The sequence below is a fragment of the Verrucomicrobiota bacterium genome (assembly GCA_016871495.1).
Lineage (GTDB): Bacteria > Verrucomicrobiota > Verrucomicrobiia > Limisphaerales > VHDF01 > VHDF01.
The window spans coordinates 1-21527 of the sequence record VHDF01000060.1 but is presented as its reverse complement, the minus strand read 5'-3'; the positions used below and the strand labels follow the sequence as shown (position 1 = coordinate 21527).

Genomic DNA, 21527 nt, shown 5'->3' with positions numbered 1-21527 from the left:
GCGGAATTAATCAACATAGACAAATTCGTTCAGATTCAGCAACAGCAAGCAAAAGGCTTCAAGCGCTTTGGCACGGGCCCAACGTTCAAACGAGACGTTGCCCTCCGAAGCGGCGGCTTGATCGCGCCACCCGCCTGGAAGGGCATGAGTCTGGCCGGCGGCGGAAATCCGGGCGCGATCAAGCCTTCCCGGCGATCCCCAGGCGCGAACCCCGAAGGACCCGGATTCCAGCCTGGGATTGGCGTCGGTCACATCGATCACCGGATGTGGATCACCGTTCAGCCACAGGCGAAGGCGGGGCCCCTCCGCCTCGATCCGGGCCGTAAATGTCGTATGCAGAGGAATGGGCCAAGTTCTTTCCGCCAGCGTCTCCACCGAAGGATTGTGCTTGCGCAGCGAGACTTTGCCGGCGCGCGCTTCCAAAGAAAATTCGTAACCGATCTGCGCATCATCCCGGCTCACGGACCTCAGCAGCAGTGAGAAGAAGTCGGTCGAACGATCCAAATTCAGGCGCGTTTCAACCGTTCCGTCGCGGAAATGCAGCCCTTCATAGAGCGCGAACGGGGCTTGAACGCGCTCCACGGTGCGGATGCCTTCATAGGCCTTGGACCACACTCCGCGGTGATAGCTCCAGCCCCGGCGCGGCCCAATCAGGAGATCCTCCGCCCTCAACCGATTCAGGAAACCCGAAAGGAAGGAGCTGGACGCGTCAGGTTTGAAATCCAGCCTCTGATCCATGTCGAGAAAGGCGGACGTTTGCTTCTCGACGAGGTCGCGCGCTTCCGCGAGCTCCCGGGCGTCGGGCTGGCGCGAAAGAGCCAGGGCATATCCGCGCCGGATCTGGGCTTCGAATGCGGGGCCGGCCTCCTTCTCAAGCCGTCTCGCGAACATGGAGGCCTGGCGGTGGACGAAAGGATCATTGAGGAGCAGCAAAGCCTGCGGCGCGACGGTTGTGACGGGACGCTCTCCCATGGGTGAAGTGTTGTTGTTGTAATCGAAAACTTCCAGGGCGGGCACCGCGGTGGTGCGACGCGCGTAAGCATAGACGCTTCGCCGCGACAGCTGCGCCTCCGGCATTTTTTCCCAGTCCTGTCCGGGACGCGAAGTGCCTGCGTGAACTTCTCCAGCCAGATCGGGGAAGAATCCTCGTCCACCGGGCCATCGGTTGAGCATTCCACTCACGGCGAGCATGGCGTCGCGCATCACCTCGGCTTCGACCCGGCGCACCGAATGCCGCCACAGCAGCCGGTTGGCTGGATCCACAGTCTCGGCGCACGCATGGTGTGCCGCCGAAGATCGCCGATAGGTTTCCGAGGTGAGAATGAGCCGTTGCAAATGTTTGAGGGACCAGCCGGTGTCGATGAATTCCGACGCCAGCCAATCCAACAATTCCGGATGCGTGGGCGGAGTGCCGGCTTTGCCAAAATCGGTGGTCGTGGCGACCAAGCCCTGGCCGAAATGATGACGCCACAGCCGGTTCACCATCACCCGGGCGGTCAAAGGATGGCGCCGATCCACCAGCCAATCGGCGAAATCGACGCGCCGCAGCGCGTTGGAAGAAGTCCCGGCCGGGCCGAAAATCCCCAGCACGCTTGGAAATCCCGGTTGGACCTGCGCACCCGGAGTCGAAAGCCGGCCCCGGACCAAAATGTGGCTGGGGGGAGGATTCGTTCGCTCCCGCGCCGCCAGCGCCCATTCGAATGGCGGTGACGATTCGCGCTTCTGCTTCAGTTGATCCTCAATTCGCTTTTTCTGCTCCGGAACGGAAACAACTTTCAGTTCATACTCGAGCGCGGCGATGTCCGCCGCTTGTCGATCCGCCCAGGCTCGCACTTTGGCGGGAGGTTCCAGAGGAACGTAATTGGCCGAATCCAGGATGTATTTGGCGTTTTCGGACGGACGCACCTGACGGAAAAACGCGAGCAACTGGTAATAGTCCTTTTGGGTGAAGGGATCGAGCTTGTGGTCGTGGCAGCGGGCGCATCCGATGGTGACTCCGAGAAACGCCGCGCCGGTGGTCGACAACATGTCGTCCAGCTCTTCGAACTCGGCTTGCTGCTTGTCATCAGGTTCGTCGTCCCAAACCCCCAGACGTTGGAAGCCTGTCGCGATGACCGATTCGAAGGTAGGATCCTCGAGCAAGTCTCCGGCGATGTGCTCGCGCGCGAATCGGTCAAAAGGCTTGTCGTCATTGAACGCTTTGATCACGTAGTCGCGGTACCGCCACGCCAAAGGCTTTTCCCCGTCGCGCTCGTAACCGTTGCTCTGGGCGAACCGCGCGACGTCGAGCCAATGGCGACCCCAGCGTTCCCCGTAGGCGGGACTCGCCAGCACCCGATCCACCAGGCGAACCCAGGCATCCGAACGAGGGTCTTCAAGAAACGCCGCCATTTCCTCCGGGGCGGGCGGCAGTCCCGTGATTCCAAAGAAAAGCCTGCGCACTAATTCACGGCGGCCGGCGGGTCCGTTGGGTTGCAGGTTATTCTGCGCGAGTCTTTCGTGCACGAAAGCGTCGATCGGATGCGAGGAGGACGCCCCCGGCCGGCTCTGCGGTACTGAAGGCCGCCGAACCGGCAGGAATGCCCAGTGCGCGGAGTTCGCCGTTGAAATCGAAGGCGAAACGGACGCCCCCGAGCCGGAAGAGACTTCTGGCTTCGACGGCCAGACTGCTCCGGCACGAACCCACGCCGTCAGATCCGAGACCTGGCCTGGCGAGAGTCGCGGACGTTTCCAAGGCATCTTGAGGTCCGGATCACCGTGCCGGATCGCGGTGATCAAGGGGCTCTGGTCGGGATGGCCGGGAACGATCGCCGGACCGCGGGTTCCGCCCTGGAGAAGTCCTTCCAGCGAATCCACCTTCAGGCCTCCTCGAAGTTCTTTCGCACCCTGGCTGTGGCAATCGAAGCAGGACTCCACGAGCACCGGACGAATCTTGCTTTCGAAGAAAGCGATGGCGGCGGCGCGTTCGGAATCAGCCCGGGCTTCGAGAGGGTAAAGCGGGAGCAGGATCGCCCCGATCAGCCAACACCCCATCCTGTTCGCTTGCGCGTGCGGGCTGAGGCGGCGGCGTGGAAGCATACGTTCAGGTTGCCCGCCAGGATTCTCGCGCTCTTAATGCCCTAAGGCGACTTGCTGTCCAAAGCCCACTGGACCGGGGTGGAATCCCCGAAGTTTTTCCAATCCTTGAAGGTCCACACGACCTTTTTGTCACGGGTGACTTCGATGAACTGGGGATGGGCGGGTCCGGCGTGGCAATTGCCGATCAGGGTGTTGCCATTCGGCAAACGTTCGACACAGGTAACCCAGGCCAGCGTGATGCCGGGCAAATCATGCTGCTCCACTTTCCACACGATTTCCTTCTTGGGCGTCACTTCCAGAACACTATGCCCATTGCCGGTGCCGATCAGGGTGTTGCCATTGGACAGGCGCACCGCGGAGTACAACGCGTTTCCGAAAGCTTCCGGGCCGTGCCCGCCCTTGCGCTCCTTGCCAAACAAGGGAACTTCGAACTCCCAGACCACCGTCCCACGCGTGTCGTACTCGCGCACAAAACCATCCGCCTCATGCGCGACAAGGTAATGTCCGTTGCCCAGTTTCCGCGCCAGCCGGGTGTCGCTATGCGCGTTGGGCTTGTTCACCTTCAATTTGATCTCGTGCGTGATCTTTCCCGCAGGATCAACCTCGATAATCCGCGCCGGACCCGATTCCACAATCATCGTCCGGCCTCCGGGCAGGCGTTGAAAGGCGTGCACTTCCACCTTTTTGCCTTCGTTGCCGTTGCGGGTCGCCGAGTCGTATTCCCATACCACCTTGTGATCACGCGTCATCTCGACGATCTTGGTCCAGTTCTGCTGGAAGAGGATGTTGCCGTTCGGTAGCACCCAGGCGTCGTGAATCGGACCCACCTTGGTTTCCCATTCCAACGTGCCGTCGGCGCCGACGATCGCCAGGCGCTTCGTGGAATCATCGGCCACCAGCAACGGGCGTCCGCGTCCGGTCTGTTCGGAGTAAGCAGTCCAGGCGAAGCAAGCCGCCAGAACCATCGGCATCAATCGGGAGAGCTTCATGCCTGGATCCTGCCGGGAAATCAGCGCGGCGTCGATGTCAAAGCGGGCTTGAGGTTGGCAAGTGAAGGCTTACACTCCCCGGGCTCGACCTCTTCCAGGTCCGAATGCTGGAACCGCATGAACAGCCGCCGATTTTGTTATTTGGACAACAACGCCACCACCCGCGTGGCGCCTGAGGTCCTTGAGGCCATGACGCCTTTCTTGAAGGACCACTGGGGCAACCCCTCGAGTGCCTACAGTTTTGGGCATCAACTCTCGAAGCCGCTGGATAAGGCCCGGGCCTCGGTGGCGGATTTGCTGGGCGCCGAACCGATGGAAATCGTTTTCACCAGCTGCGGCACGGAAAGTAACAACGCCGCCTGGAACAGCGCTCTCGCCGCCCATCCGCGCAAGAAGCATATCGTCACCACCACGGTGGAACACTCGGCCAACATCAAATTCGGCCAAGTCATGGAGGAGCGCGGTTACAAGGTGACCTACCTTAAGGTGGAAGCGGATGGAACCCTCGATTTAGGGGAACTCGAAAGCGCCCTGCGATCCGATACCGCGGTGGCCTCCATCATGTGGGCGAACAATGAAACCGGCGTGCTCTTCCCCATCGAGGAAGTCGCGGCCATCTGCCGCGGCAAAGGGGTGCTCTTCCACACCGACGCCGTCCAGGTGCCCGGCAAGCTCAAGATCAATGCCAGGGCTCTCGGCGTCGATTATCTGTCCATTTCGGCCCACAAGCTCCACGCTCCAAAAGGCATCGGAGCGCTCTACGTGCGCAGGCGAGCGCCGTTCACCCCCTATATCGTGGGCGGGAGTCAGGAGAAGGGCCGCCGCGGCGGCACGGAGAATGTCCCTTATGTCATCGGTTTCGGCAAAGCGGCCGAGCTCGCCCAGGACATGTTGCCGGACGAAAACTCCCGCATCCGAGGGCTCCGGGACCGCATGGAAAAGGCGATCCTCACGCAGATCCCGAGGGTCACCCGCAACGGTTCCATACGGGAGCGGCTCCCAAACACCTCCAATCTGGCCTTCGAACATGTCGAGGCCGAAGGCTTGTTGCACTTGCTCGACGAGGCCGGCATCTGCGCGTCCAGCGGCTCCGCCTGCACCACCGGCGCGATCAACCCCTCGCATGTGTTGACGGCGATGGGATTGAAATCCGATCGCGCACGCGGATCCATTCGCTTCAGCCTCGGGCTCTACAACTCCGAGGAGGACGTGGACTACCTGCTCGAGGTCCTCCCGGGGATGGTGCAGAAACTGCGCGGAGAACCCGGCAAAATGGCAAGGCATCGATCGGCGAAACTCGCGGCTTCAGGCAAAGCGCACTCCTTGCAAACTTAATCCTGGCCGTGGCGGGTGCTTTCCGCCAGGGCCAGGGCTTTGATCATCGCTTTGGCCTTGTTGACGGTTTCCTGGAATTCCCCTTCCGGAGTGGAATCATGCACCCAGCCGCCCCCGGCCTGCACATAAGCCCGGCCGTCCTTGATCAGTGCGGTGCGGATGGTGATGCAACAATCGAGATTGCCGTTGAACGCGAAGTACCCGACGCAGCCTCCGTAGGGACCGCGCGTGGTTTGCTCGAGTTCGGAAATGATCTGCATGGCCCGCACCTTCGGAGCTCCCGAGAGGGTGCCGGCCGGAAAGGTGGCCCGCATGAGGTCGTACGCGTTCCGGCCCGCCGCCAGCCTGCCTTCCACCTGGGAAACAATGTGCATCACATGGCTGTAGCGCTCGATGATCATCAGGTCCCGCACCCACACGCTCCCATGCTCGCACACGCGCCCAATGTCGTTGCGCGCAAGGTCCACCAGCATCACATGCTCGGCCCGCTCCTTGGGATCCGCCAATAAATCCTTCTCCTGCGCCGCGTCATCCTCCGGGGTGCGCCCTCGCGGACGCGTCCCGGCAATGGGCCGGATTTCCACCCGCCCGTCCTCCAGTCGCACGTGCAACTCGGGCGATGCTCCCACCAGCGCGAAGCCCTCCAGTTCCAGCAAAAACATGTAAGGAGAGGGGTTGATGGAGCGCACCGTGCGATAAACATCGAGGGGCGCCGCCCGCAAAGGCGCGGAAAAGCGTTGGGAACCCACCACCTGGAAAATATCCCCGGCCGTGATGTATTCCTTCGCCTTCAACACATTCGCCATGAATTGCTCGCGGGACGTGTTCGAGGCGAAGGGAAGTTCAGTCGGCTCCGTGGGCAGAGTGACAAGCTGATGCTCCGTCGGTTGCTCGAGCAACGCGGCCATCCGTTCGATCTCTCCCACCGCTTCCTCATAGGCCGTCTCGGGCGGCACGCCCGGTTCCACCAGCGCGTTGACGATGATGTGAATGATCTGAGAAACCCGGTCGAACACCAGCAGCTCGTCCGCGATGATGAAGTACATCGTCGGCGTTTGCACCTCGTCGCGCGCAGGCCTCGGCACCGTGGGCTCCACGTCATGGATGAACTCGTATCCGATGAACCCCACCGCTCCCCCCGTGAAGCGCGGCAGTCCAGGCACCGCGACAGGGTGAAAATTCCCCAGCACGCGTTGCACCACTTCCAGGCCGTCTCGGACACATTGAGCGCAATCGTCCCTCGGCTCGCGCGGGATGGCGAACTTCTCGGTGACCTTGCCCTGCTGGATGACCTCGATGCGGTTGCCGGATTGCTTGATGACCGCGCGCGGGTTGCATCCGGCGAAGGAATATCGCCCCAAGTGCTCCCCCCCCTCCACCGATTCGAACAAGAACGACTCGCCCGTCCCGCGAATCTTGCGGTAAGCGGACAACGGAGTCTCCAAATCCGCCAAAATGCGGCGCGAGACCGGAATCAAATTTCCAGTCTGCGCGAGCGCGACAAATTCATTCAACGAAGGCGCGTACATAATTCGGACCGGACGGATGGACCGATGCGTCCGGCCACTTCGAAGGTCTTACACCCTTCGACGCCAAACGCGCCAGACGGAAAGCCCCGAATAAACAAAAAGAGCGATGCCATACGCCGCCATCCCGCAGCCAATGCCAACCGGAATCAGCTCATCCCAAGCCCCCACCGCCAGCCCCAGACCCAATCCGGCATAAGTCAGTGTCTGCACCGCAAGACAGAAAAAAAAACGCCCCGGGGGCGTTCGTGCCACCTGATCGGACATCCAGATCATGTAGGCATGCTCGCCCATGGTCCGCATCAACCAGGCCGATTGAAAATTACGCGCCGCGACCAGCAGGCTGGTGGTGGACACCATCAACGCTGAAAAGGGCCATGCGGCCAGGGCGGACACCAGGAGGAGATTCACGATCAAACCGCCCCGCCAGCCCAAACGGCGCGCGATGGGATTCGCCTCCAGTTCCAGGTTCGGCGTGGCCAGCCAGGTGCTGAAAAGGTCGAGCCCCCGCCCCAAAGTCAGCAAACCCAGCCACAGCATGTAAGCCTGGCTCCCAAACGCCACGAATCCATCAGTCACGGCTTACTCAAAGGCCACCTTCGGTTCGGTCACGGATTCCGCCCCGCCCGCGCTGCCCACAGAGCGGAAAAAGCACGAGCGATAGCCTTCGTGACACGCCGCCCCGGCTTGTTCGACCTGAATCAACAGCGTGTCCCCATCGCAGTCGAAGGAGATGTCCTTCACGATTTGAAAATGCCCGCTGGTCTCGCCTTTCAACCAAAACTTGCCTCTCGAACGGCTCCAAAAAACCGTCTTTCCAGTCTCCAGCATCCTCAGGATCGACGCCTCATTCATCCAGGCCATCATGAGCACTCGGCCGTTCGCGTGATCCTGGACGATGGCGGGAATCAAGCCTTCGGCGTTGAATTTCAATTTCCGGATGAATGATGGATTGGGCATGGATCACTCGCGTCGCGGAGGTAAGGCCCGTCCGCACCGCGGCTCCCAAGCTAGAAGGCCCACCCATTCCAAAGCAAGCGCGAGAGGAATGCCCCAGCTTGGACCGACAAAACCGGGTGCATCCAGAGGTTGTCGGTGATCGGGTTGTCGCGGTAACGCAGACAGCCATGTCTGCTGTAGCGCAGGCTGCCCAGCCTGCAGGGCGACGAAGGGAACCCGGCGCGTGGAGAGCATGGATGGGCCTCGTTCCTCACCCGCCGGGCCGACTGGCAGTCGGCGATACGGCAGGCTGGGCAGCCTGCGCCACACGACAGACCATTTCGGGATGCCCGGGCTTGGACCGACAAAACCGTGCATCCACAGGTTGTTGGCGATGCGCATGGCAGCGCCGGAGCGCGGCGTTCACGCCGCCTCAAGGTATGTCTTCAAAGGGGCATGGCCGGTTCAAGGGGCAAGGGTGCTGCCAGAGCGAAAGCATCCACCCATGGCGGGCCATGGAACGGGAGGAGATCGCGGCAGCCGATTGGCGCGCGCGGAAGCGCCGTGAACGGCGAGCCCCGACAGCTTGTGGAAACACCGCCGACAAAACTTGCGGCGGATTTCGGGTTGTCTCCATCTTGACCCAACAGGCAGAATCCCCCCTCCTGAACCCATGATCCGCCCGCACTAATTCCATGATGCGCGATCCTCGACCGATCCGGCGACTTCACGCCTGTGTCCAGGGCATCGTGGCGGCGTGCGCCTGCGCCTGGCTTGCTGCCTGCCACCGCGGAACGAACGACCCGGCGGGCCATCGCGACAAGAGCGGCGACACAGCCCCCCCACGTTCGGTGAAGGTCCAGCGCGCCAAAATCATCCCCATCGAACGTTCCATCAGCGTGGTGGGTTCCCTGGTCGCCCAGGATCAAGCCACCCTCAGCATGAAAGTGCCCGGACGCATCCTCAGGGTCCATGTGGACCTCGGCAGCACCGTCAAGACCGGCGATCTGCTGGCCGAGGTCGAACCTCTCGATTTCGAGCTCAAACTGCGCCAGGCCGCCGCCACACTGTCCCAAGCCCGCGCCCGGCTCGGACTCCCCCTCGAGGGAACCGACGATTCCGTGGTTCCGGACCAAACCAGCACCGTCAAACAAGCGCGAGCGAAACTCGAGGAGGCGATCCAGAACAAGCGGCGAGTCGATGAGTTGTCCAAACAAGGCATCATTTCGAAATCGGAGGTCGACTCCGCCGAGGCCCATTTCGAAGTGGCCCAAAACCAGCACGTGGACGCGGTCGAGGAAGTCCGGCTTCGACAGGCACTGCTGGCTCAGCGCCGTGTCGAGTACGAGATCGCGCGTCAGCAACTCGTCGACACCAAAATCCACGCTCCCTTTGACGGCGCGGTTCAGGAACGCCGCGCCCATCTCGGCGAATTCCTCGCGGCCGGGGCCCCCGTCGTCACCCTGGTGCGCACCGAACCCCTGCGCTTTCGTACGGAAATCTCGGAGCGCAATGCCGACCGGGTTCGCGTCGGCCAGACCGTGCGCCTGACTGTGGACGGCGACCCTCGCCCTTACTCCGGCCTCATCACCCGGCTCAGCCCCAGCATCGGCGCGGCCAACCGCATGCTCGTCGCCGAGGCCGACGTGCCGAACCCGGGCAATCTTCGTCCGGGCTCTTTCGCCCGGGGCGAAATTGTTCTCCCCAACGCCGAACGCGCCCTCGTGGTCCCCGCCGCCTCGGTCGCCACGTTCGCGGGCATCGAACGAGTCTATGCCGTTGCCGGCCAGAAAATCGCCGAACGTTTCATCACCACCGGCCAGAAAACTTCGCAGTGGATCGAGGTCCTTTCCGGGTTGAAGGAAGGCGAAGCCGTCGCGGTTGAAGGAGCCGGATTAAAAACCGGGCTTCCCGCCGTCGCCGTCGAGTAGCGCCAGCGCCCCTCATGCAAAAGCTCGCGGAAATCAGCATCCGGCGCCCGGTCTTCGCCTGCATGCTGATCATGGCTCTCGTGGTCGTGGGCTCCGCCAGCTACCGGAAGCTGAATGTGGACCGGTCTCCGACCGTGGACATCCCCACGGTCTTCGTTTCCGCCACGCTCCGCGGCGCGTCGCCGTTCGAGATGGAATCGCTGGTGGTCCAGCGTCTCGAGGAAACCATCAACACGGTGGAGGGCATCGAGGAAATGCGCTCCATCGCCGGGGTTGGCCGCTGCTTCATCATCCTTCGTTTCAATCTCAATCGCGACCCGAACTCGGCGCTCGAGGACGTGCGCGGGCGCGTCTCCGCCACCCTGCCCGAACTGCCGCCGGACATGGACCCGCCCATGATTTCCAAGTTCGACGTCGATTCCGCGCCGATCCTGTCCATCGCCCTGTCCGGCGACCGGCCCATCCGCGAACTTACCGAACTGGCCGACAAAACGGTCAAGGTCCAGTTGGAACGGTCGGAAGGCGTGGGCGAGGTGGAAATCATGGGTGGACTGCAACGCGCGATTAATGTTTGCGTCGATGCCGACCGACTCGCGGCTTATCAGCTTCCCATCACGACGGTGCGCGAGGCCATCGCGCGGCAGAATTCCAACGTTCCCGGCGGCAACGTGACCGGAGCCTTTCGCGAACAAACGATCCGCACCATGGGCCGGATCACGGATCCAGCGCTCTTCAACGACTTGGTGATCGCGCATGTCGAGGGTGCGCCGGTGCGCGTTCGTGATATCGGGTACGCCGAGGACGGCACCAAGGAAGCCCGCTCCTTCGCCCGGCTCAACGGCGTTCCAGCCGTCAGTCTTGAAATCCGCAAGCAAACCGGGGCCAATACCGTGGCCGTCATCGACGGTCTCAAGACCAAACTGGAACGATTGCGCGAGCAGTTGCCCTCCGACGTCAAGTTGGAGGTCATTCGAGACCAATCACGTTACATCCGCGAAGCCCTCGGCGAGATCCAGTTGCACCTGGTTTTGGGAAGTCTGCTCGCCAGCCTGGTCGTGTTCGCTTTCATGCGCAGTTGGCGCGCCACCCTGATCGCGGCGGTGGCGATTCCGGCCTCGGTCCTCTCAACCTTCGGCATGATGTGGGCTCTGGATTTCACGCTCAACAGCGTCACCATGCTCGCCCTCGTGCTCATGGTGGGCATCGTGATCGACGACGCCATCGTCGTGCTCGAAAACATTTTTCGTTTTGTCGAGGAGAAGGGCGTCACCCCCTTCGAGGCCGCCCGCGCCGCCACGGAGGAAATCGGACTGGCGGTGCTCGCCACCACCCTCAGCCTGGTCGTGATCTTCGTGCCGGTCTCCTTCATGTCCAGCTTTGCCGGCCGATTCCTCTACCAGTTTGGCCTCACGTCCGCGGTCGCCGTTCTGGTCAGCCTGCTCGTTTCTTTCACGCTCACTCCCATGATGAGCGCCCGCCTTTTCAGCGTGGGCAGAACCCGGGCGGTTACGTCCGATGCCGACTCGCGCGGCGGTCTCTACCGCTGGGTGGACCGGGCGTACCACGCCTTGCTCGCGTGGTCGTTGCGCCATCGCCTCGGAGTGACCTTGTTCTCGATCCTCGTCATGGCCTCCGCGTTGCCGCTCTACAACACGGTGAAGCAAGAGTTCACCCCGGGCAATACCGACGAAGGCGAGTTCGACGTCAGCCTGACCGCCAAGGAAGGAACGGGCCTGTACTCCATGGACGAACTGCTCCAGCGAGCCGAGGCGGAATTGCGCCAAATCCCCACCATTCGCGTCATGCTCGCCGGTGTGGGCGCGGGCGGCCCCACTTCCACCGTCAACCAAGGCCGCATCTACGTCCGGCTGGCCCCGCACCGGGAACGGGTGTTTTCCCTGGACCGGCTTCTGAGCCTCCAACCCTGGAAGGCCTGGCAAAACAACATCAGCCAGCGCGAGATCATGCAGCAAATCCGCCAGCGCCTTCGCTCCATCAGCGAGGTTCGCGTCGCGGTGCGCGCCCCTTCCTCCTCCATCAGCGTCGGGGGCCCGGCCTACGAACTCGATATCTCCCTGCTCGGCCCCGATCTTAATGCACTGCTCGGTTACGCCGAACGCCTCCGCGATCAATCCGCCAAGCTTGGACTCGTCGATGCCGACACCTCCTTGCGCCTGGACAAACCGGAACTCCGGGTCGAGATCGATCGTGAACGCGCCGCCGCCCTCGGGGTGGACACCCAGGACATCGCCGCCGCGCTTCGCATCATGGTTGGCGGCGATCCGCGCGTATCCCGCTTCCGCGATCCCGCTGTCAACGACGACTACGACGTCCAGTTGCGGCTCATCGACCGGGATCGAAACGAAGCCTCCGACATTCCCAAGTTGTATGTGCCCCGCCGCGAAGGCGGACTCGTTCGGCTCGACAATGTCGTCCAGGTCCTTTCCGGCCAGACCGCTTCGCGCATCGACCGGCTGGATCGCCAGCGCGCCGTGAGTTTGCGTTCCGGCATCGCCCCGGGATTTGCGCTGGGCGACCGTCTGGCCGCCATCCAGGAGGAATTGAAATCCATGAACTTGCCGGCGGGTTATTCCATCAAGATTTCCGGTCGCGGACGCGAGCTGGAAGCCACGTTCAAGGAGTTTCTTTGGGCATTTCTGCTCTCGGTCATCTTCATGTACATGATCCTTGCGTCGCAGTTCGAAAGCTTCGTGCATCCCTTTACGATCCTGTTGTCGCTGCCTTTATCCCTGCCCTTTGCGCTTCTTTCCCTCTGGGGATCCGGCAACACGCTGAATCTGTACTCCGCCTTGGGTTTGCTGGTGCTGTTCGGGGTCGTGAAGAAAAACGCCATTCTCCAGATCGATCACATGAACCAATTGCGGGAACGCGGCATGGCCCGTCACGACGCCATCTTGCAAGCCAACCGGGACCGGCTCAGGCCCATTCTCATGACGACGTTCACCCTGGTGGCCGGCATGCTGCCGCTGGCCTTCGGAGCAGGACCGGGCGCCGAGGAACGCCGTGCGGTGGCGGTGGTCGTGATCGGCGGCCAATCGCTTTGCCTGCTCCTCACCCTGATCGTCACCCCCGTCGTCTATTCTTATCTCGACGACCTCTCCAGCGTGCTGAGCTGGCGGCGTTGGTTTGGAGCCAAGCCCGCCACGCCCGCGCCAGCCGGGTCGAGCCAAACTTAGTCGAAATCGGGGCATCGCCGCCAGAAGGATGAAACCTTGGGGAGGCGGGACGCTGCTTTGGCCCGCTGGCGCGCGGGTTGAGAGGTTTCTTGGGGACAGAGATTTCGAGAGGTTCCTTGGGGACCGAGATCTCGGGTTATCTGGGACCGAGATCTCGAGGTATCTCGTTCGGTTCTTCGTCATGTCCTTGTCATCCAGGCTTTTGCAAAACTTCACCACTACAACTGCCGTGTTAAGGTTGTAACCTCCCTCCGGGTAGCAGGTCTTCAATGTTGTCTTCAACCAGGCAACCCGCATGAAGCGGAAACCGGGTTGAAATCGAACCTCACCCTTGCAATTCATGAAATCCCTCCTGCAAAACATCGTCCGCTGGTCGGCGTGCGCCCTGCTCGCCGCCAGTCTCACCGCCCTCGCCGGCGATGACAAAAAGCCCAATCCCGTCGGAACTTGGAAATGGTCCATGACGGGCCAAAACGGTCAAACCCGCGAATCCACCCTCAAGCTCAAGATGGAAGGAGATAAGTTGGTCGGGACGATCTCGGGACGGCAGCAAGACAGTCCCATCGAAGACGCGTCCCTCAAGGGAGACGAGATTTCCTTCAAGGTGGTGCGGGAATTCAATGGCAACAAATTCACCATCAAATACCTCGGCAAAATCAGCGGCGACTCGATCAAAGGCAAGAGCGAGTTCGACCGCAACGGCGAAGCGCAGACGCGCGATTGGGAAGCCAAGCGCGAAGTGGAAAAGCCCAAAGCGGACAAGTAAGTCCAGCCAGCCGAACGATCTTCAAGCTCGAGGCCATGGCCTCGGGCTTTTTTATTGATTCGCGGCAAGGGCGAGGGCGAGGGCTCGATCCAGCCGGTGCAGGACGCGTTCGCGTCCGAGCACTTCAATCAAATGATAAAGGCTGGGGCCGGACGCGGCACCGGTGCAAGCCACGCGCATCGGATGAACCAGCATGCCGACCTTTCCTCCCAGCTCCGCGGCCAGGGCCTTCATACCCTTTTCCGCTTCGGCTGCGTCGAAGGGATCAAGCGTCGCGAAGACGGAGCGCAACCGCTCGAGCTTGGAACCATTCGCGGGGGTGAGTTCCCTGGCCTTTGCTTCTTCGACGAAGTGGACTTCGGAATCGAAGTAGAATCGGGCGTAGGACACCGCATCGCGGTAAGTTTTGAGCTTGCCGACGCAGGTTTTCAACGCCGCCTCCACGTAGCCGGCCGGGAAACTCGCCAGATCCAATCCCGCTTGTTCGAAGGCGCGCAGGCAGCCTTTTTGAAATTCAGGAAACGCGACTTTCCGCAGGTATTCCCCGTTCATCCATTGCAGCTTGACCCAGTCGAAGCAGGCGTTGTGGCGAAGGATCTGGGGCAGGTCGAACCGCTCCACGATCTCGCTCAAACTCATGATTTCGCGGTCGTTCTTCGGGGACCATCCCAAAAGGCAAAGATAATTGACCACCGCCTCTGGCACGAATCCCTCCGTGACGTAGGTGGCGAGGGACGCGCCGTGATCACGCTTGCTCATCTTGCTCCCGTCCCCGTTCAAAATGAGAGGGATGTGGGCGTAGTGCGGGGCGGCGGCACCGAGCGCTTCAAACAAGACGAGGTGCTTGGCGGTGTTCGAGAGATGGTCCTCTCCACGAAGGACATGAGTGACGCCCATCTCCAGATCGTCCACCACGTTGACGAAGTGGAACACGGGCTGGCCGTCGGAACGCAGAATGACGAAGTCGGGATCGACGGCTTCCCGGTCGGTGAGTTCGCGGCGCACATCGCCGACGATCAAGTCGCGAATGAGCACGGGCTCCCGCCGCATGCGAAAGAAAACCGCTCCGTCTTTCTCGTAAGCATGGCCGGACTGGAGCAACTGCTCGACTTTGCGCCGGTAGAGGTCGCCTCGCTGGGATTGAAAGTAGGGTCCGCGATCACCTCGGCTCGGACCCGCCGCCGACGGTGTCGCCGGACCCTCGTCCCAATCCAGTCCGAGCCATTGCAATCCTTCGAGGATGACATGGACCGCTTCCTGGGAGTTGCGGGCGGTGTCGGTATCCTCGATGCGCAGAATAAAGACTCCTCCGGTGTGGCGCGCGTAGAGCCAGTTGAACAGCGCGGTGCGCGCTCCACCGATGTGAAGATAGCCTGTGGGACTGGGCGCGAAACGAACGCGGACATTCATAGTTTTTGGAAGGTCCTCTGCGTTTCTTTAACTCATGACCTTCGGGTGCGGGAGGCGTCAGCAAGCCCGGACTGGGGCGGCCCCCGCTTCAGGGCTTCAACAGTTCTTCCGCGATTTGCACTGCATTCAGGGCGGCGCCTTTGAGCAGTTGATCGCCGGAAACCCAGAAGCAGAGCCCGTTGTCGAGCGCGCAATCGCGGCGCAACCGGCCCACCTGGCAATGATCACGCCCGGCGGCGAACAACGGCATCGGATATTCCTTTTTGCCCGGATCATCCACCACGTCGAGCCCGGGCGCTTGTTTGAGTACCGCGCGCGCGGCTTCGACGGAGACAGGCTTTTCGAATTCCGCGCTCACGGCCACGGAATGCGCGCGATAGACCGGCACGCGCACGCAGGTCACGCTGGCGCGGAAAGCCGGATGGTGCATGATCTTGCGTCCTTCATTCTCCAGCTTCATTTCCTCCTTGGTGTAGCCGGAATCGAGGAAGCTATCGACATGCGGAAGGACGTTGAACGCGATGGGGTGGGGATAGACTTCCTTGGTGACGGGCTGGCCCGATACCACCTGGCTCACTTGGCGCTTCAATTCCTCGATGGCCATCGCTCCGGTGCCCGAGACCGCCTGGTAGCTCGAGGCGAAAATGCGAGTCACCCCGAAGGCGCGATGCAGGGGATACAACGCCATCAAGGTGATGGCGGTGGTGCAATTGGGATTGGCAAGGATGCCCCGGTGCGTTCGCACATCTCCGGCGTTCACCTCGGGCACCACCAGCGGAACCGCGTCGTCCATCCGAAAGGCGCTCGAATTATCAATGACCACGCAGCCCGCCTTCGCCGCCAGGGGAGCGAATTCCTTCGAAATGCTCCCACCCGCGCTGAACAAGGCCATGTCGATGCCCGCGAAGGAGTTCGGAGTTAACTCCTGAAGGGTCACGTCCTGCCCGCGAAACGGCAGCTTCTTGCCCGCCGAACGTTTCGACGCCAGCAAGGTCAGCTTCGAGACGGGGAATTGCCGCTTCTCGAGCGTTTGAATCATTTCGACGCCAACCGCGCCGGTCGCGCCCACCACTGCCACATGCGGATTTCGATTCATAAGCCAATGTTCCAAGACAAAGGGCGGGCACTATAGCGGCCAGTTCCGCCATGGCAAGGCCAAGGTCCAGTTCGAATCGCGCTGGGGTGCATCCACAGTTTGTCGGTGACCGGGTTGTCGGGGTAACGCAGACAGCCCTGTCTGCTGTAGCGCAGGCTGCACGGATCGCGCCGCTTCAAGGCTCGATCCGCCCCAATGCATCCAATACTTGGCGCCCCACGCCGGATGCATTGTTGTTGCGGGCCTCTCGGAGGGCGGCGGTGGCAACTTGCGCCGCGGGCCCGATGCCACCCAAGGCTTCGATCGCGCAAATCTGCACCGGGATGTGCTCGTCCCGCAGCAACCGCATCAACTCGGGAACGGCCGGTGCGGCGGCGGGACCGGCGGACTCCAGCGCTTTGGACGCGTGCAATCGCACATCCGAGTCTGAATCCCGGAGCAGCTCGATCAAGCGCGGCACCATCCCCGGTTGCACTCCTTCGGTGCGGCGCAGCGCGAGGAGGCACGCGATCCGCACCCCCGCCGATGCATCGTGGAGACCCATCGCCAGAGCGTCGCCTGCCGCCGTCCCGTTTCGTCTCAACTTGCCGATGGCGTTGGCGGCGGAAACGCGCACATTGGCGTAAGGATCCCGGAGGGCGCGGGTCAAGGCAGGCAGCGCGCTTCGGCATTCCCCGGCGTAGGCCGTGGCCATGGTTTCCGCGCAGCGGGCTCGCACCTCCGCGAGGGGCGAACGCTCCAAAGTCGAAATGAAATCAGCCTCCACTTCGGTCCAAGACTTCTTCATCGCGGCCAGCGCATCCACGGCGGCCGTCGCCCAATCGGACTCCAGACTCAACAACAAACCTCGCACTTCCTGAGTTGCGTCGGAAGCCCTTGGACCCAGCACCCGCACCGCCGCCAGGGCGGCCAGGACGGGACGATGTCCATCATCGCTCCAACCTTCCCAACGCTGCCAGGAACGAGGCAATGAGGATCGAATGCGTGGGGCCGTCTTATTCCACCAGCGGCGGTGTTCACTCAACATGCGGCGTAACACGGGCACCAGCGCCGCGCCGCGCCGCTCGACTTCGGCTTCCGCCCGCGCGCGGCGGTCCGGATCTAACTCGATTAAATCCGGGAGCCACTCCCCGACCGGCTTTGCACCGTTCACGCCGACGGGGCTTGGTGTGGCGGCGAACCAGAGCGCAAGGGCCAAGCCCATGCCGCCCCCAAGTAGACAGAGTCGTCGCGTCCTCTGCATGCCTCATGGTGAGGATCGACCGTCGAAATTGTCGATGCCGCAGTGGATCGGTGCGCGCTGGCGGTGTTTCCACAAGTTGTGGGTGATGGCCTCCGCAGCGCCGGGGCGTGGTTGGTGCGTCGATCAGTCATGCATCTCCCGATCGCAAGTATTCGCCAGGAGGCAGGCAGAGGTTCATGCGGCGTAAACGCCGGTCCGGCTGGCGACTTGCGGATGCACCAGCGCGCTTGCGCGAAGGCGTTCGTCCCACCAGCATGCCTCGCCGGTTTCCCGAAGCTCCGGCGGCCTCCGGCCACAACTTATGCGAAGCACTTTTCTCGTTGGATCGATGGCAGTCGCGCTGAGCCTGTCCCTGCACGCCTCCGCCCCGCCGAGCGCCGCCCTTGACGATTGGTGGCCGCAATGGCGGGGACCCCGCTCCAATGGCGCCAGCCCCTTTGGACGTCCGCCTTTGGAATGGAGTGAGACCCGGAATGTGCGGTGGAAAGTTGCGCTTCCCGGGGCCGGACACGCTTCTCCCATCGCTCTCGCCGACCGCGTCGTGGTGTTGGCGGCCTCGCCTGTGGGTGAACCCCAGCCACCCGTTCATGACAATGCGCCGGGCGTTCATGACAGCATTCCTGTGACCCATCGGCACGCTTACATGGTCCTCTGCTACGGACGTGAAAAGGGTGAACTGAAGTGGAAACGGGTTGTCCGGGAAGTCTTCCCCCATGAGGGCGGGCACGTCACGGGCAGCCCGGTCTCGAATTCACCGGTCACGGACGGCGCCCTGATCTACGCCTGTTTCGGATCGCGCGGGCTTTACGCCTTGAGCCTCGAGGGGGAAATCCGTTGGCAGAAGGATCTCGGACGCATGGCAACCCATCACTCTCACGGAGAGGGCAGTTCGCCGGTCTTGCACGAGAACACGCTGATCTTGAATTGGGATCATGACGGCGCCTCCGCGATTTACGCGTTCAACAAGCGCACAGGCGAAATGCTTTGGAAAACCCCGCGCGAGGAGAAGACATCGTGGTCCACGCCCCTGATCGTCAACTCGAACGGAACCCGTCAGGTGGTGGTGAGCGCCACGAAACGGATTCGCAGTTATGATGTGGAGACGGGCAAGTTGCTGTGGGAATGTGCCGGGTTGACCGACAACGTGGTTTCGTCACCGATTCAGTACGGAAACCTGCTGGTGTCGGGCAACAGCTACTATCAACAAGCGATGCTGGCCATCCGGCTGGAGGGCGCGAAGGGGGACCTTTCGAACACGGACCATGTGGCCTGGCGCCTGAATCGGTTGACGCCCTACGTTTCCTCACCGGTCCTGGTTGAAGACACGTTGTATTTCCTCAGGCACAATCAGAATGTGCTGGTGCGCCTCGATCCCGCGACGGGCAGATTCCGCGGGGAACCGCTGCGACTGGAGGGCATCCGTGATTTTATCTTCGCATCGCCGGTGTCGGCGGCCGGGCGTGTTTATGTGACCGGACGCGACGGGACGACAGTGGTGGTGAGCGCCGGGGATTCCGGACGCATCTTGGCGGTGAACCGGCTGGACGATTCGTTCAGCGCCACGGCGGCCATCGCCGGTCGCGACATTTTCCTGCGCGGGGAGCAGAACCTGTATGGCTTGCGAGAGCCGTGATGGGTTCCGGCACGATTCCAACGTGGCGGTGCAATAGCTGCATGCCACGGATGATCTGCGCGTCGCTCACCAGGATCGCTCCGTCCACCATGCCTCTCATGTCATCCAACGCTTCCGGAATGGGGGATCGAACGGCGATGCCATCGGCAATGGTGGAAACTCTCGATCGCTCCACGATCCTTCCTGTTCGCCAAGAATCAACCATGGCGCTGGCGCCTTCGGCGCCGACGGCAATGATTTTCGTGGCGGAGGAGTGGGACTTCATCGCGCAGGCAACCCCGTTGAGGAGCGCGCCGTTGCCCAAGGCAACCAGCAGAACGTCCAGAGGTTCACGCAACCGCAGCAACTCCAGTCCGATGGTACCCGCGCCTTCGACGGTCTCGAGATCCAAACTGTCCACCACGAGTCTTCCGGATTCCTCGCGCGCGGCACGGCGGGATTCGGCGCGCGCCGCGTCAAAATCCTCACCAAATAATCGAACCTCGGCGCCCCAATCCCTCATGCGCTCGAGTTTCAAGGGATTGGCATTTCGGGCGGCATACAAGGTGACCCGGACTCCGCGATGATGGGCGGAATACGCCATGGCCAGGCCGAAGTTGCCCGCGCTGGCGCACAGGATCCGGTCGCCCGGGGAATGCTTGGCCATCAGGACCTCAGCGCCACGCCCCTTGAACGAACGAACAGGGTTGAGCGATTCAATCTTCACGACAATCCGGGCGCCGAGTTCCGAGGAGAGCGGACCGCATTCAAACTGAGGCGTGTGGAGGAATTACTGAGGGACAGACATGTGGAGCACCTAACCCGCATGTTTCCCACTCGACTCGGTTGGGAAACGTCCCCCATCGAGTTTCAGCAGTGCGGGTTGGATCGAACCGCACCCCACATTCAACAAACGGATGCCATTCCTATTCCACACCCTGTTGGAAGAAGTTCTTCCTCGGACCACGCCTCAAGGATCCGTGTTCGTGCAACCAGGGAGCGGTTGCCCTGGCCCGGAAATTCCCTGTCGCGAAACAAGCATGAGATTTCGGGCTAGTCGGGCAGTTCTTCCGCGAAGACTTTGATGGCTGCGGCGGCAAACTCGGGAAGACGCGGGTCATGGGCTTCGTAGGCTTTGCGGAGCTCCGAATCAACGATGAGTTCGCTGTGGCCGGCGTAGGACTCCCGCGCGGGGGTCCAGAACTGGCACATCCACTCGAAATGACGGCGGATGACCCGCTGGACGTCGCGTGATCCCGCCGGTGTTCCGCGCTTCATCAACGCGACTAGCTCCGCGCAGATGGCCGCGAAAGCGGCGCCGGATTTCTCCCAATCCGCCTTCGTCCAATGCTTCACCCTTCGTTTCGACTCGGTGATGCTCGTCTTCATCTCTTTGCCATAGCGATCGACAAGATACTGTTCATGTTTGGCTTGTTGCTTGGGGTCGAAACCCGCGAATAGCGCCTCGCTCTTCATCTTTTTCGTTCCTTTCAAATGTTTGATCGTCCGGTCGATGGTGCCCATCAACCGGCGTGTGCGCTCGATCTTCCGCCGCAAGACCTCGCGGTGGGACGCGAGCGCCTGCATCCGGTCGAAATCGCTTCGTCCGAGGATGCGTTGAATGGCCTTCAGCTCAAACCCCAGCTCCCGGAAAAAGAGTATTTGCTGGAGGGTGAGCTGCTGTGACTCCTCGTAGAATCGATAATTATTGGCGCCGCGGCAGGCGGGTTTCAGCAGCCCCACTTCATCGTAGTAGTGGAGTGTGCGAACGCTCACGCCCGACATGGCAGCCAGGTTCTTGACCGTGCATCCCATCGTCATGTTTCCGCGAGCATCGGCATGATCCCCGCGACGCCCCTCAACTTGGAGCCTCACCCAACGTGAGGGTCAACGAGTCTTTTTCACGCATCCCTCCCAGAGCTCTGCACGAGCGCCGTTCCGGTGGTTCCCCACACGCAAATCCACCCGCGGCGACCTCCTCCCGCTCCATGGCCCGCCCAGGGTGAAAGCCTTCGCCCCGGCAACACATCTGCCGCTTAAACTTGCCCTGCCGTTTGCTGACATACCCTGAGGCGACGTCAACGCCGTGCTCCGAGCCACATTTTGCGGATGCGCCGGGTTCCAACCCGTGCCTCCCGAAGCCAGCCGTATCGCCGACGGCCCGGCGGCCCGGCGGGTGAAGAACGAGGCCCTTCGATGCGCTCCACGCTCCGGGTTCCCTTCGTCGCCCCGCAGGCTGGGCCGCCTGCGCCACAGCAGACAGGGCTGTATGCGTGACCAAGACAACCCGGTCACCGACAAACTCTGGATGCACCGGGTTCCGACCGGTGCATCCCGATGTTGCCGGTGATGCAGGTAGGGCGCGTCCGTCCCGGCGCGCCGCCGGAGCATGATGTTTTGCATCC

General features: G+C 62.0%; 15 protein-coding genes. 5 read left to right on the top strand and 10 right to left on the bottom strand.

Annotated elements, in window-relative coordinates; all coding sequences use genetic code 11:
- Nucleotides 1-6: 6 nt before the first annotated feature.
- Together FJ404_13280 and FJ404_13275 are read right to left on the bottom strand one after the other, a co-directional pair.
- On the bottom strand, nucleotides 7-3078 hold the full coding sequence (locus FJ404_13280; GenBank protein MBM3823834.1) for a DUF1553 domain-containing protein: 3072 nt from the start codon (nucleotides 3076-3078) through the stop codon (nucleotides 7-9).
- A 41-nt stretch (nucleotides 3079-3119) separates the two neighbouring features.
- Complete coding sequence (locus FJ404_13275; GenBank protein ID MBM3823833.1) at nucleotides 3120-4067, bottom strand: hypothetical protein; 948 nt, start codon at nucleotides 4065-4067, stop codon at nucleotides 3120-3122.
- A 117-nt stretch (nucleotides 4068-4184) separates the two neighbouring features.
- Between FJ404_13275 and nifS the strand changes: the two genes are divergently transcribed.
- On the top strand, nucleotides 4185-5402 hold the full coding sequence (gene nifS / locus FJ404_13270) for a cysteine desulfurase NifS (GenBank protein ID MBM3823832.1): 1218 nt from the start codon (nucleotides 4185-4187) through the stop codon (nucleotides 5400-5402).
- Here the strand turns inward: nifS and trpE are convergent.
- From trpE to hisI, 3 genes are read right to left on the bottom strand one after another with little or no spacing between them, the layout of a single operon-like run.
- Complete coding sequence (trpE, locus tag FJ404_13265; GenBank protein ID MBM3823831.1) at nucleotides 5399-6931, bottom strand: anthranilate synthase component I; 1533 nt, start codon at nucleotides 6929-6931, stop codon at nucleotides 5399-5401. The genes nifS and trpE overlap by 4 nt on opposite strands.
- Nucleotides 6932-6979: 48 nt before the next feature.
- Complete coding sequence (locus FJ404_13260) at nucleotides 6980-7507, bottom strand: hypothetical protein (protein MBM3823830.1); 528 nt, start codon at nucleotides 7505-7507, stop codon at nucleotides 6980-6982.
- A 3-nt stretch (nucleotides 7508-7510) separates the two neighbouring features.
- On the bottom strand, nucleotides 7511-7888 hold the full coding sequence (hisI, locus tag FJ404_13255; protein ID MBM3823829.1) for a phosphoribosyl-AMP cyclohydrolase: 378 nt from the start codon (nucleotides 7886-7888) through the stop codon (nucleotides 7511-7513).
- Nucleotides 7889-8562: 674 nt separating this feature from the next.
- Here hisI and FJ404_13250 point away from each other — a divergent pair.
- The 3 genes from FJ404_13250 (at nucleotide 8563) to FJ404_13240 (ending at nucleotide 13761) form a co-directional block, all read left to right on the top strand.
- A complete protein-coding gene (locus tag FJ404_13250) occupies nucleotides 8563-9798 on the top strand; it encodes an efflux RND transporter periplasmic adaptor subunit (protein MBM3823828.1) in 1236 nt (411 codons plus the stop codon).
- A gap of 14 nt (nucleotides 9799-9812) precedes the next feature.
- A complete protein-coding gene (locus FJ404_13245; GenBank protein MBM3823827.1) occupies nucleotides 9813-12995 on the top strand; it encodes an efflux RND transporter permease subunit in 3183 nt (1060 codons plus the stop codon).
- A 340-nt stretch (nucleotides 12996-13335) separates the two neighbouring features.
- A complete protein-coding gene (locus FJ404_13240) occupies nucleotides 13336-13761 on the top strand; it encodes a hypothetical protein (GenBank protein MBM3823826.1) in 426 nt (141 codons plus the stop codon).
- Between the two features lie 51 nt (nucleotides 13762-13812).
- Here FJ404_13240 and FJ404_13235 read toward each other — a convergent pair whose 3' ends face one another.
- From FJ404_13235 to FJ404_13225, 3 genes are all read right to left on the bottom strand, one after another.
- Nucleotides 13813-15171 (bottom strand): glutamate--tRNA ligase, encoded by a 1359-nt coding sequence (locus tag FJ404_13235; protein MBM3823825.1) that lies wholly within the window; start codon nucleotides 15169-15171, stop codon nucleotides 13813-13815.
- An 88-nt stretch (nucleotides 15172-15259) separates the two neighbouring features.
- A complete protein-coding gene (locus tag FJ404_13230; GenBank protein MBM3823824.1) occupies nucleotides 15260-16267 on the bottom strand; it encodes an aspartate-semialdehyde dehydrogenase in 1008 nt (335 codons plus the stop codon).
- Between the two features lie 175 nt (nucleotides 16268-16442).
- Complete coding sequence (locus FJ404_13225; protein MBM3823823.1) at nucleotides 16443-17510, bottom strand: hypothetical protein; 1068 nt, start codon at nucleotides 17508-17510, stop codon at nucleotides 16443-16445.
- Nucleotides 17511-17811: 301 nt separating this feature from the next.
- On the opposite strand from FJ404_13225, the gene FJ404_13220 reads away from it, so the two are divergent.
- Entirely contained in the window at nucleotides 17812-19143 is a 1332-nt protein-coding gene (locus FJ404_13220) for a hypothetical protein (protein MBM3823822.1), read from the top strand.
- Here the strand turns inward: FJ404_13220 and FJ404_13215 are convergent.
- Together FJ404_13215 and FJ404_13210 are read right to left on the bottom strand one after the other, a co-directional pair.
- Nucleotides 19064-19849 carry a pyridoxal-phosphate dependent enzyme gene (locus FJ404_13215; protein ID MBM3823821.1) on the bottom strand — a complete coding sequence of 262 codons (786 nt, stop codon included), beginning with the start codon at nucleotides 19847-19849 and terminating at the stop codon, nucleotides 19064-19066. The two genes, FJ404_13220 and FJ404_13215, sit on opposite strands and share 80 nt — an antisense overlap.
- Nucleotides 19850-20175: 326 nt before the next feature.
- Nucleotides 20176-20943 carry a MerR family transcriptional regulator gene (locus FJ404_13210; GenBank protein MBM3823820.1) on the bottom strand — a complete coding sequence of 256 codons (768 nt, stop codon included), beginning with the start codon at nucleotides 20941-20943 and terminating at the stop codon, nucleotides 20176-20178.
- Between the last annotated feature and the right edge of the window lie 584 nt (nucleotides 20944-21527).